At 73.4% G+C, this 11,587-nt stretch carries 12 protein-coding genes and 1 tRNA gene; 6 read left to right on the top strand and 7 right to left on the bottom strand.

All coding sequences use genetic code 11. The features are described from left to right. Window positions 1–34: 34 nt before the first annotated feature. Window positions 35–1,243, top strand: a complete 1,209-nt coding sequence (locus CLV52_RS15970) for an FAD/NAD(P)-binding protein (protein WP_162850893.1) — start codon at window positions 35–37, stop codon at window positions 1,241–1,243. A gap of 3 nt (window positions 1,244–1,246) precedes the next feature. On the opposite strand, the gene CLV52_RS15975 is transcribed toward CLV52_RS15970, so the two are convergent. After that, window positions 1,247–1,927: a GOLPH3/VPS74 family protein gene (locus tag CLV52_RS15975; RefSeq protein ID WP_133767338.1), complete on the bottom strand. Its 681-nt coding sequence runs from the start codon at window positions 1,925–1,927 to the stop codon at window positions 1,247–1,249. A 108-nt stretch (window positions 1,928–2,035) separates the two neighbouring features. Between CLV52_RS15975 and CLV52_RS15980 the strand changes: the two genes are divergently transcribed. Genes CLV52_RS15980 through CLV52_RS15995 form a run of 4 tightly spaced genes read left to right on the top strand, consistent with a single transcriptional unit; the run spans window position 2,036 to window position 4,738 of the window. Then, the gene (locus CLV52_RS15980; RefSeq protein WP_211342721.1) at window positions 2,036–2,392 is read left to right on the top strand and encodes a GntR family transcriptional regulator; all 357 of its coding nucleotides are present in this window, start codon (window positions 2,036–2,038) and stop codon (window positions 2,390–2,392) included. After that, window positions 2,392–3,297, top strand: a complete 906-nt coding sequence (locus CLV52_RS15985; protein WP_133767340.1) for an ABC transporter ATP-binding protein — start codon at window positions 2,392–2,394, stop codon at window positions 3,295–3,297. Before CLV52_RS15980 ends, CLV52_RS15985 begins: the two co-directional genes overlap by 1 nt. After that, window positions 3,294–4,004 (top strand): hypothetical protein, encoded by a 711-nt coding sequence (locus CLV52_RS15990; RefSeq protein WP_133767341.1) that lies wholly within the window; start codon window positions 3,294–3,296, stop codon window positions 4,002–4,004. The genes CLV52_RS15985 and CLV52_RS15990 overlap by 4 nt, the downstream gene beginning before the upstream one ends. A 20-nt stretch (window positions 4,005–4,024) precedes the next feature. Beyond that, window positions 4,025–4,738, top strand: a complete 714-nt coding sequence (locus CLV52_RS15995; protein WP_133767342.1) for a hypothetical protein — start codon at window positions 4,025–4,027, stop codon at window positions 4,736–4,738. A gap of 55 nt (window positions 4,739–4,793) precedes the next feature. Here CLV52_RS15995 and CLV52_RS16000 read toward each other — a convergent pair. From CLV52_RS16000 to CLV52_RS16015, 4 genes are all read right to left on the bottom strand, one after another. Beyond that, a tRNA-Gln gene (locus tag CLV52_RS16000) sits at window positions 4,794–4,865 on the bottom strand. Between the two features lie 119 nt (window positions 4,866–4,984). Continuing rightward, on the bottom strand, window positions 4,985–5,929 hold the full coding sequence (locus tag CLV52_RS16005) for a cytochrome b/b6 domain-containing protein (protein WP_133767343.1): 945 nt from the start codon (window positions 5,927–5,929) through the stop codon (window positions 4,985–4,987). Beyond that, window positions 5,926–7,425 carry a glutamate--tRNA ligase gene (gene gltX / locus CLV52_RS16010; protein WP_133767344.1) on the bottom strand — a complete coding sequence of 500 codons (1,500 nt, stop codon included), beginning with the start codon at window positions 7,423–7,425 and terminating at the stop codon, window positions 5,926–5,928. The genes CLV52_RS16005 and gltX overlap by 4 nt, the downstream gene beginning before the upstream one ends. Before the next feature lie 31 nt (window positions 7,426–7,456). Next, the gene (locus CLV52_RS16015) at window positions 7,457–8,227 is read right to left on the bottom strand and encodes a fumarylacetoacetate hydrolase family protein (RefSeq protein ID WP_133767345.1); all 771 of its coding nucleotides are present in this window, start codon (window positions 8,225–8,227) and stop codon (window positions 7,457–7,459) included. Between the two features lie 178 nt (window positions 8,228–8,405). Here CLV52_RS16015 and CLV52_RS16020 point away from each other — a divergent pair, with 178 nt between their 5' ends. Further along, window positions 8,406–9,260, top strand: a complete 855-nt coding sequence (locus CLV52_RS16020) for an Fpg/Nei family DNA glycosylase (protein WP_133767346.1) — start codon at window positions 8,406–8,408, stop codon at window positions 9,258–9,260. 109 nt (window positions 9,261–9,369) lie between these two features. On the opposite strand, the gene CLV52_RS16025 is transcribed toward CLV52_RS16020, so the two are convergent. Together CLV52_RS16025 and CLV52_RS16030 are read right to left on the bottom strand one after the other, a co-directional pair. Then, on the bottom strand, window positions 9,370–10,470 hold the full coding sequence (locus tag CLV52_RS16025) for a branched-chain amino acid aminotransferase (protein WP_133767347.1): 1,101 nt from the start codon (window positions 10,468–10,470) through the stop codon (window positions 9,370–9,372). Beyond that, window positions 10,467–11,528 (bottom strand): 3-isopropylmalate dehydrogenase, encoded by a 1,062-nt coding sequence (locus CLV52_RS16030; protein WP_133767348.1) that lies wholly within the window; start codon window positions 11,526–11,528, stop codon window positions 10,467–10,469. The genes CLV52_RS16025 and CLV52_RS16030 overlap by 4 nt, the downstream gene beginning before the upstream one ends. Between the last annotated feature and the right edge of the window lie 59 nt (window positions 11,529–11,587).

Raw genomic sequence — 11,587 nt, forward strand, 5'->3', positions numbered from 1 at the left:
AACCGTGCGGGCGGCGCCTCCTAGCCTGGGGCGCATGGCGGTCGAGCGGGTCGTGGTCGTCGGCGGCGGCGCGAGCGGCGTCCTCACGGCGGCGGCCCTCAGCCGGCGTTCGGAGGTCGGCGGGATCGTCCTCGTGGCGCGGGAGGACCGCGTGGGACCGGGGCTCGCGTACGGGACGGCGGCCGCCCATCACCGTCTGAACTCTCCCGCGGGCCGGATGAGCGCCTGGCAGGACGACCCGGACGACTTCCTGCGCTGGGCCGCGACGGCCGGCTCACCGCAGGACGCGGCCGAGTTCTCCCCGCGCCGGCTCTACGGGGACTACCTCGAGTCGGTCGCCGCGTCGCTCCCTCGCACGACCGTCGTGCACGGCGAGGCCGTCGACGTCCGGGGCGGCGCCGTGGTGCTCGCGGACGGCCGGTCGATCCCGGCGTACGCGGTCGTCCTCGCGCTCGGCAATCCGCCGCCCCTCGGGAGGACGGCGCCCGCGGTGCGCGCCGTCGCCGACCCGTGGGCGCCGGGAGCGCTCGACGGCGTGCGCGGGCGCGTGCTGCTCCTCGGCACCGGGCTGACGATGGTCGACGTCGCGACCTCCCTCGCGCGCGCGGACCCCGGCACCCGGCTGACCGCGACGAGCCGGAACCGCCTGCTGCCGCGGGTGCATCTCGACGTGCCGCAGCCCGCGGGCCCCGGCGTCCAGGGCGACCCGACGACCGTCGGCGGCGTCGTGCGCGCCTTCCACGACCGGCTGCGCGCCTGCGACCGCGCCTGGCAGGCGGAGGTCGACGGCGTCCGCCCGCAGGTCAACGCGCTCTGGGGGGCGCTCGGTCACGAGGACCGCGTCCGCTTCATCCGGCACGTGTCCCGCCACTGGGAGGTGCACCGGCACCGCATGAGCCCGATCGTCGCCGCGGAGGTGCACGGGCTGCTCGCCTCCGGACGCCTCGTGATCGGGGACGCGGACGGCGAGTACGACGCCGTCGTGGACTGCACGGGCCCGCGCCCCTTCGCCGAGCCGGGGTGGAACCCGCTCGTCGACGCGCTGCTCGCCTCCGGTGCCGCGCACCCGGACGCGCTCGGCATCGGGATCGACGTCGACGCCGAGGGCCGCGTGCAGGGGGCGTCCGCACTGTTCGCGGTCGGCCCGGCGCGGCGCGGCTCGCAGTGGGAGTCGACCGCGATCCCGGAGATCCGCCAGCACGCGACGGAGGTCGCGGCAGCGGTCGGCGGACCGTCCTCGTGATCCTCAGCTCGAGATCGCGGTGACCGTCGCGGCGGTCGTGGCGGCGGTCGACGCCGCGACGATCGCCGCCTGCACGGCGTCGCGGACCACCTTCGACGCCCAGTCGCCCTCGGCGAGCGCCGCGACGCGCCGCTTCGCCTCGCGCGCCTCCGCGCCGCGCAGCCCGAGGGTCGGCGCCAGCCGGCCGAGCGCCTGCAGGATGCCCGCGAGGGCGGCGGTGCGCTCGTCGGGCGCCGCGCCGAGGACGACCACGTCGCGCAGCCGCGCCCGGACGGCGGCCTCCTCGGTGAACGAGCGCGCGGGCCAGCGGGTCCTGGGGAACAGCCCGAGCACGCGATCGTCCTGCCGGTCGAGGACGCCGTGCGCCGCGAGGCGGTCGGCGAGCCGGTCCTTCAGACCCGTCCCGATGCGCGCGGCGAGGTCGTCGGCCGTGCGCGGGCGCTCGTCCACGAGTCGTCGCGCGTCCGCCAGCACGTCGTCCTCGAGCGCGACCTCCGTGCCGCGCACCGTCGGCCGCCGCCAGCGACTCGTCGCGGGCTCGAGCTCCACCGCGCCGGCGATCGCGAGCTCCGCGAGCACGGCCGCCCCGAGCGGCACGCGGGCGTCGATCGTCAAGCCCTTCGTGGTCCCCGACTCGTCGTCGAGCAGGAGCAGGAGCAGGTCCTCGGCGAGCAGCGCAGCCATCCCGGCACCGTAGGGATCCCGCCTCCGAAGGCGCTGCCAGATCGGCGCTTGACATCCTGAATCATGGTTCGTAGGTTCATTAGTCAAGTAACGAACCAGGGAGGTCCGGTGCTCTCGGACGACCGGCCGATCTTCCAGCAGATCGCGGATCAGCTGGCCGACGGCATCCTCGCCGGCACCTACGCCCCCGGGGCGCCCGTGCCGTCGACGAACGAGCTCGCCGCGTTCCACCGCATCAATCCCGCGACGGTCGGCAAGGGCGTGAACGTGCTCGTCGACGCCGGCGTGCTCGAGAAGCGTCGCGGCCTCGGCATGTACGTCACCGCCGGCGCCCGCGAGCGACTGCTCGCGGACCGCCGGGCGGCGTTCGCCCGCGACTTCGTCGCCCCCCTGCTCGCGGAGGCGCGCTCCCTCGGGCTCGCCGCCGCGGACGTGCACCGCATCATCGATCAAGGAGTGGAGTGATGACCGCACCCGCCATCCGCCTCACGGGCGTCTCCCGCCGGTTCGGCCGGACCACCGCGCTCGACGACGTCACGACCGACGTGCCGTCCGGCGTCGTCTGCGGTCTCCTCGGCCGCAACGGCGCCGGCAAGACGACGCTCATGTCGATCCTCGCCGGGCACGACCGCCCGTCGACCGGCGCCGTGGAGGTGCTCGGCAGCGATCCGTTCGAGCACGCCCGCGTCATGGGCTCGGTCAGCCTCGTCCGGGACAACCAGCGCTACCCGGAGGACTTCAAGCTGCGGCACGTCCTCCGCGTCGCGCCGCGCTTCCACGAGCGGTGGGACGCGGATCTGGCGGCGGCGCTGGTCGACGACTTCCGCCTCCCGGCGCGCACCACGATCAAGAAGATGTCGCGCGGGCAGCAGTCCGGCGTCGGCATCGTCATCGGGCTCGCCTCGAGGGCGCCCGTCACGATCTTCGACGAGCCGTACCTGGGGCTCGACGCGACCGCCCGGCGCATCTTCGCGGATCGGCTGCTGGCCTCGCGCTTCGACGGGGCCGCGCGGACGATCGTCCTGTCGACCCATCTGATCGACGAGATGGAGCAGCTGCTCGACCACGTGCTCGTCCTGAACGGCGGACGCCTGGTCCGGGCGGGCGCCACGGACGAGGTCACGGCGGCCGCGTGGTCGCTGAGCGGTCCGGCGGATGCGGCGCTCCGGCTGGCCGGCGGGCGGGCGCCCATCAGCACCCGCCGCATCGGCGGCCTCGTGTCGCTCGTGTTCGCCGGCCCCGAGCCGGAGGGCGTCGGCGCGGAGGCGCGCGCCGCGGGCCTCCAGGTCGCTCCCGTGAGCCTGCAGGACCTCGTCGCCGCCCTCGGGGCGGACGAGGCCGCCCCGACCGCCGAGAGGGCAGCGGCATGAGCGCGGTCGACCACCTGGTCTCCCCCGTCGACGTCCTCGCCCTCCAGTACGGGAACCCGCGGCGGATGATCGGCATCCCGCTGCTCATCCTCGGCGGCGTCGTCGTGCTCACCGTGGCCGTCTCCGTCGCGGTCCTCCGCGCGGGCGGCACCGTCGCCGGCGCGCAGGGCAACGGCAGCATCCTGTGGAGCGTCCTCGGCTACACGGTCGCGCTCGGCGCGCAGAACGTCGCGTCGAGCTTCCCGTTCTCACTCGCGCTCGGCTCGAGCCGACGCGCGTTCGTCCTCGGCAACCTGCTCACCGCGGCCGCGCAGGCGCTCCTCGTCGCGGTCGCCTCCCTGGTCCTGCTCGGCATCGAGGTGGCGACGGGCGGCTGGTTCATCGGCGTCCACGTCGTCCGGTCCGGGCTCACGGGCGACGGGGACCCGCTGGTGCTCGGCGGCGCGATGCTGCTCGGCGTGCTCATGGCGATGTCGATCGGCGGCGTCTTCGCCGCGGCCTGGGTGCGGTTCGGCGCCCGGGGCCCGCTGGGCATCGCGATCGGGACGACCGCGCTGCTCGTCGTGGTGCTGCTCGTGCTGTCCCCGATCGCCGCGTCCGTCCGTCCGGCGGTGGAGGCGATCGAGCCCTGGTGGGTCGCCGTCCTCGTCACCGCCGTCGCGCTCGTCGGCCAGTACCTGTTCCTGCGGCGCGCGAGCGTCCGCTGATCCGCTCGAGGGAGACCGCCATGACCACCGCCGTCGCCCGTCCCGCGTCGCCCGCGGACGTCGTCGTGCTGCAGTACGCCGTGCCGACCCGGATGGTGACGATCCCGATCGGGATCCTCGTCGCCGTCGTGCTCGTCATGACCGCCGTGACGCTGGTCGTCGTCCGCGGCGGCGGGTCCGGGGACGACCTCGCGCAGAGCGGTGCCGTCGTCTGGAGCCTCTTCGGGTTCGTCGTCGCCGTCGGCGTGCAGTCCGTGAGCGTGACCTTCCCGATCGCGCTCGCGCTCGGCACCACGCGCCGCACCTTCACGCTGGGCACGCTCGCGACCGCGGCTCTCGAGTCGGCCCTGCTCGCCGCAGCAGCGCTGCTCCTCCTCGGGCTGGAGCGCCTGACGGGCGGCTGGTTCGTCGGCGCACGGGTGCTCAGCGATGGCATGCTCGGCGGCGGCGACCCACTGCTGCTCGTCGCGGTGATGGCCGGCGGCGGCTTCACGGCGCTGTCGGTCGGCGCGCTCTACGGGGCCGCGTGGGTGCGGTTCGGCGCCCGCGGTCCGGCGACGCTCGGGATCGCGACCGGCGTGCTGCTCACCGCGCTGCTCCTCGTCGCGCTGCCGGCGATCCCGGCCGTCGCCGCCGCGCTGGGCGCGTGGGCCCTCGTGCTGACGGGCGCCGTCGTCGTCGTCGTGTCCGTCACCGGCGAGCTGGTGCTCCTGCGCCGGGCGAGCGTGCGCTGACCGCGCGGCGGCCGCACATGACGAAGGCCCGCACGAGGCGGGCCTTCGGGAAGTGCTGGGGTACCTGGACTCGAACCAAGAACAACTGAACCAGAATCAGCCGTGTTGCCAATTACACCATACCCCAATGCTGCAACCGTACGGTTGCAGGCGGGTGGCCCGTGGTGCGGGGGCCGGTCGTCGAGCATACCCGACGTCGAACCCCTCCCCCTCCTCCGGCGACGCGCGTGGCGGACGGCGGACCGTTCAGCGCGGGCGGGGCGCCTTCGGCGGGCGGTGCAGCACCGTACCGGTGCGCGCCGCCGCCCAGCGGACGACCGGCGGCCGCAGCGCCAGGACGAGCGCAGCGGTGAGCACGAGCGAGACGAGGAACACCACGAGCCCGGCGGGGCTCTCGTCGTCCCGCACCGCGTAGATGTGGTTCAGGTTCCGGATCGCGCCGGTCGCGAGCACGAGGAACACGTGCACCGCGGTGAAGGCGACGAAGAACCACATCGTCCACCAGTGGATCGTCTTCGCGGTGCGGAGCGGGAACCGCGCGTCGAGGAACCGGAGCCGGGCCGCGAAGCCGGGCGCCGCGCGCAGCCCCGTCAGGATCGCGATCGGGCCGGCGACGTAGACGACGACGAAGTAGCTCAGCTGCTGGAGGGCGTTGTAGTCCACCCAGCCGTCCTCCGTCGGCCAGGCGAAGGACGCGTACTGCAGCCCGGCGGAGACCGCTTGCGGCACCACGGCCCAGTCCGTGGGCACGATCCGCGCCCAGTGCCCGCTGACCGCGCAGAGCACGACGAAGACCACGCCGTTCAGCACCCACAGGGTGTCGGCGACGAAGTGCGACCAGAGGTCGATCGCGATTCGGACCGGCGGGTGCGCCGTGCGGATCCGACCGTCGTTGCGCCGCGTCCAGAACGTGGCGGGCCGGCCGGCGCGGTGGATCCGCCAGCCGGAGCGGACGGTGAACAGGAGGAACGCCGCGTTCAGCCCGTGCTGCCACGCCGCCCACGCCGGGAAGCCCGCCGGGACCCCGTCGGGCTGCGGCGCGGTGCCGGACCAGGTCGAGACGAAGGCCTCCCCCGCGTCGGAGAATCGCAGGAGCCGGGCGACGACCACGACCACCACCGCGAGCACGACCGCGGCCGCGAGGAGCCACGGCCACCGCCTCCGGACCGCGGAGGCGGACCCGGCGCTCACGCGACGGCGCTGCGCAGCTTGCGGATGCGGGCGAGGGTCTCGTCCGCTCCGAGGATCGCGAGCGACTCGAACAGCGGCGGGGAGACCCGCCGCCCGCTCGTCGCGACGCGGACGGGTCCGAACGCGACCCGCGGCTTCAGCCCGAGCCCGTCGATCAGCGCGCCTTCGAGCGCCGCCTTCACCCCGTCGACGCTCCAGTCGTCGGACGCGGCGAGCGCCTCCTCGGCGGCCGCGAGGACCTCGGTCGCGTTCTTCGGCAGCCCGGCCACCGCGTCCTCCGCGTGGACGAGGTCGGCCGCGGTCGTGAAGAACGAGGCGAGCAGGTCCGGCGCCTGGCCGAGCAGCTGCATGCGCTCCTGGACGAGCGGCGTCAGCTCCCGCAGCAGCGCCAGCTGGTCCGGGGTCGGCTCCGCCGGCAGCACGTCCCGCACCTGCAGGTACGGCACCATCCGGGCGGCGAGGTCGTCCGGATCGAGCAGCCGGATGTGGTCGCCGTTGATGGCCTCGGCCTTCTTCAGGTCGAAGCGGGCCGGGTTCGGGTTCACGTTCCGGATGTCGAACGCGGCGGCGAGCTCGGCCCGCGAGAACACGTCGCGGTCGGGGCCGATCGACCAGCCGAGCAGCGCGAGGTAGTTCAGCAGGCCCTCGGGGATGAAGCCGCGCTCGCGGTGGAGGAAGAGGTTCGACTCCGGGTCGCGCTTCGAGAGCTTCTTCGTGCCGTCGCCGAGCACGAGCGGCATGTGCCCGAACCGCGGCACCCACTCCGCCACCCCGATGTCGATGAGCGCGTGGTACAGCGCGATCTGCCGAGGCGTCGAGGGTAGGAGGTCCTCGCCGCGGAGCACGTCGGTGACCCGCATGAGCGCGTCGTCGACCGGGTTCACGAGCGTGTACAGCGGCTGGCCGCCCGGGCGCACGACGACGAAGTCGGGGAACGACCCCGCTGCGAACGTGATCGGGCCGCGGATGAGGTCGTCGAAGGAGAGGTCCTCGTCCGGCACGCGGAGGCGGAGCGCGGGCTGCCGATCGTCGGCGCGGAATGCCGCCCGCACCTCCGGGTCCCGCTCCCAGTTGCCGTAGCCCTGCTGGACCGCGCGCCCCTCGGCGATGTTGCGCGCCTCGATCTCGGCGGCGGTCATGTACGACTCGTAGAGGTGGCCGGAGGCGGTGAGCCGTGCGATGACGTCCTGGTAGATCGCGCCGCGCTGCGACTGCCGGTACGGCTCGTCCGGGCCGCCCTTGAGGACGCCCTCGTCCCAGTCGAGGCCCATCCAGGTGAGCGCGTCGATGATCTGCTCGAAGGACTGCTCGCTGTCGCGGGCCGCGTCCGTGTCCTCGATGCGGAAGACGAAGGTGCCGCCCGTGTGCCGCGCCTGCGCCCAGTTGAAGAGGGCGGTGCGGACCAGGCCGACGTGCGGCAGGCCGGTCGGGGACGGGCAGAAGCGGACGCGCACGTCGGCGCCCGTGGCGGTGGTGATGGGGTGCGCGGTCGACATGGCGATCCCGGAGTCTACCGAGCGGCCGGGCTCAGGCCCGGGCGCGGGTGGTGTTGACGAGCCGGCCGATGGTGCCGATCTCGACCTCGACGCGCTGTCCGGGGCGGATCTCGAGGTCGCCGTTCGAGCTGCCGGTCAGGATGACGTCGCCCGGCAGCAGCGTCCAGACGTCGGAGACCATCTCGACGATCTCCGGGATGGAGAGCACGAGGTCGCGCGTGTGCCCGGACGAGCGCTCCTCGCCGTCGACGACGGTCCGGATGGGAACGCCGCGCGGGTCGATCTCCGTCTCGATGAAGGGACCGATCGGGCAGAACGTGTCGTACCCCTTGCCGCGCGCCCACTGCCCGTCCTCGATCATCCGATCGAGCGCGGTCACGTCGTTCGCGATCGTGTAGCCGAAGATCACCTGGTCCGCATCCTCCGCCGGCACGCGCTTCGCGACGGACCCGATCACGATGGCGAGCTCGCCCTCGTGGATGATGCGGCCCGGCACCGGCGGCAGCTGGATGACGTCGTTCGGCCCGATCACCGACGTGTTCGGCTTGAGGAAGATCACCGGCTCGGTCTTCGACCCCGGCGGCAGCACGGCCTCGATGCCCGGGTAGTTGAGCCCCATGCCGACGATCTTCGAGCGGGGGATGACCGGCGCGAGCAGCTTCGCCTCGGCGAGCGGAACCCGCTCCCCCGTCGTCTCGAAGCCCTGGAACATCGGGTCGCCGGCGATGACGACGAGGTCCTCGTCGTCGACGATCCCGAACTGCGGGTCGCTGCCCCCGGACGTGAACCGCGCGATCTTCACCCCGAGAGCCTACCGAGCGGCGCATCCGCGCTTCCGGGGCCTTCCGCTGCTGATCCGCCGGTGCGCACCGCCCGATCTGCAGCGGAGGGCCCGGGAGCGGTCGGCGCGCGTCGGCGCGCTGACCTGCGAACACTCCGGATCGGACGCATGAACGGCCTGATCGGAGGAGAATCGAGCCATGCCAGAGATGCCGGAGGTGCACGCGCTCGCGGACGACCTCGCCGAGCGGATGGTCGGCCGCACGATCGCGCGCTTCGACGTGCTGACGTTCTCCGCGCTGAAGACCTTCGATCCCCCGGCGACCGCCGCGATCGGCCAGGAGGTGCAGGACGTCACGCACTTCGGCAAGTTCCTCGACGTCGACCTCGGCGACCTGCACGTCGTGATCCACCTCGCGAAGGCCGGGTGGATGCGCTGGTACGACGTCCTCCCCACGACGCGGAACCGCGTCATCGCGGCACGCATCGGCCTCGACGACGGCTCGGGCGTGCAGCTGACCGAGGCCGGGACGAAGAAGTCGCTCTCGATCTCCGTGGTCCGGAACCCGCTCGACGTGCCCCGCGTCGCGACGCTCGGCCCCGACCCGCTGGCGGACGCGTTCACGGAGGGGCGGTTCGCCGAGGTGCTCTCGGCAGCGGGCCGTGCGCAGATCAAGGGCGTGCTCCGCGACCAGGCCCGCATCGCGGGGATCGGGAACGCGTACTCCGACGAGATCCTCCACGCCGCGAAGATGTCGCCGTTCAAGCCGGCCGTCATGGCGCCGGAGGAGGTCCACCGGCTCTACGAGGCGATGCGGACCACCCTCGCCGATGCGATCCGGCGCTCGGAGGGCCTCCACATGGCCGACCTGAAGGGCGAGAAGAAGGCGGGCATGCGCGTGCACGGCCGGACCGGCGAGGCGTGCCTGGTCTGCGGCGATACGATCCGGCAGGTGCGCTTCGCGGACAACTCGCTGCAGTACTGCCCGACCTGCCAGACGGGCGGCAAGCCGCTGGCCGACCGCGCCCTGAGCCGCCTCGGCATCACGCTGTAGGCGGGGTGGTGTCGAGTCCCTCGCCCCGGAACCCCCACCGGAGACCACTTTGCTCACGCTTCTTGCCGCCCGAGCTCCGTGGAGGCGGCAAGAAGCGTGAGCAAAGTCGTCAGGCGAGGCGGGTCATCCAGCCGTGGTGGTCGGGGCGGCGGCCGTACTGGACGTCGGTGAGCTCCTCGCGGAGGCTCATCGTCAGCGCGCCCGGCTCGGCGTCCGGGGCCCCGATCTCCCAGTCGCGCGCCTTCAGGCGCCCGATCGGCGTGATCACCGCGGCGGTGCCGCAGGCGAACGCCTCCACGATGTCGCCCGACTCGACGCCGCGGCGCCACTCCGCGATGTCGAAGCGGCGCTCCTCGACGACGTGACCGCGCTCCTCGAGCAGGCGGATCACGGACGAGCGGGTGATGCCCTCGAGGATCGTGCCGAGCGCCGGCGTCACGACGCGACCGTCGGCGTAGACGAAGAAGACGTTCATGCCGCCGAGCTCCTCGACCCAGGTCCGCTCCTCCGAGTCGAGGAACAGCACCTGCTGGCAGCCCTGCTCGTACGCCTCCGCCTGGGGCAGGAGGCTCGACGCGTAGTTGCCGCCGGTCTTCGCGGCGCCCATGCCGCCGCGGCCGGCGCGCGACCAGTCCTCCGACAGCCAGATCGACACCGGCTTGATCCCGCCCGGGAAGTAGGCGCCGGCGGGCGACGCGATGACGTGGAAGTCGACGCCGTGCGCGGGCCGGACGCCGAGGAACGCCTCCGACGCGATCATGAACGGGCGCAGGTAGAGGCTGGTCTCGGGCGCGCTCGGCACCCATTCCTTATCGATCTCGACGAGACGCTTGATCGCCGCGATGAACGCGGACTCGGGCAGCTCCGGCAGCGCGAGCCGTCGGGCGGAGCGCTGGAGCCGCTCGGCGTTCGCCTCCGGCCGGAACGTCCACACCGAACCGTCCGCCCAGCGGTACGCCTTCAGACCCTCGAAGATCTCCTGGGCGTAGTGGAGGACGGCGGCGGCCGGGTCGAGGATCAGCGGCCCGTACGGCTTCACCTGCGCGTCGTGCCAGCCCGCCTCCTCCGACCAGGCGATGGAGACCATGTGGTCGGTGAAGTACTTGCCGAAGCCGGGGTCGGCGAGCATCGCCTCCCGCTCCGCGTCCGCGCGGCGGGCGGGCGACGGCGTGGTGTCGAAGTCGAGCGCGAAGGTCGTGGTCGTGGTCATCGGGGCTCCAGTGCGGGGAGGGCTGCGCGGACCGCGTCGCCGATCTCGGTCGTCGTGCGGGCGGCCGCGCCGCGGGAGGCGAGGTCGGCGGTGACCGCGGCGGTGATGCGGCCCGCCGCCTCGGGGAGGCCGAGGTGATCGAGCAGCAGCGCGGTCGAGAGGATGGCGGCGGTCGGGTCGGCCTTCCCGGTGCCGGCGATGTCCGGCGCCGAGCCGTGGACCGGCTCGAACATCGAGGGGAAGGCGCCGCTCGGGTTGATGTTCCCCGATGCCGCGAGTCCGATGCCGCCGCTGATCGCGCCGGCCAGATCGGTGAGGATGTCGCCGAAGAGGTTGTCCGTGACGACGACGTCGAACCTAGCAGGGTCGGTCACGAGGAAGATCGTCGCCGCGTCGACGTGGAGGTAGTCGACCGCGACGCCCGGGAACTCCGCGGCGACGGCGTCCACGGTCCGCTTCCAGAGCGAGCCGGCGAAGGTCAGCACGTTCGTCTTGTGCACCAGCGTGAGCCTGGAGCGGCGCTCTGCGGCCTTCGCGAACGCGTAGCGGACGACCCGCTCGACGCCGAAGGCGGTGTTGACGCTGACCTCGTTCGCGACCTCGGCGGGCGTGCCGACGCGGATCGCGCCGCCGTTGCCGACGTACGGCCCCTCCGTGCCCTCGCGGACCACGACGAAGTCGACGGCGCCGGGGTCCTTGAGCGGACTCTCGACGCCGGGGAAGAGCACGGTGGGGCGCAGGTTGACGTAGTGGTCGAGCGAGAAGCGGAGCTTCAGCAGCAGGCCGCGCTCGATGTTCGCGTCCTTGAGTCGCGGGTCGCCGGGCGTGCCGCCGACGGCCCCGAGCAGGATCGCGTCGTGCGCGGCGATCGCGGCCAGCTCGTCGTCCGGCAGCACGTCGCCGGTCGCGAGGTACCGGGCGGCACCGAGCGCGAACTCGCTCGTCTCGATCGCCGCCTCGTCGCCGACCGCTGCGCGGAGCACCTTCAGGGCCTCCGCGACCACCTCGGGGCCGATCCCGTCGCCGCCGATGACCGCGAGTCGGATGGTGCGCGTCACGGAGGACTCCCTTGCTGCCGAGGGTTCCCAGGCTACAAGCGTCCGTTCCGGAGGAGTTC

Source organism: Amnibacterium kyonggiense (assembly GCF_004364555.1).
GTDB lineage: Bacteria > Actinomycetota > Actinomycetes > Actinomycetales > Microbacteriaceae > Amnibacterium > Amnibacterium kyonggiense.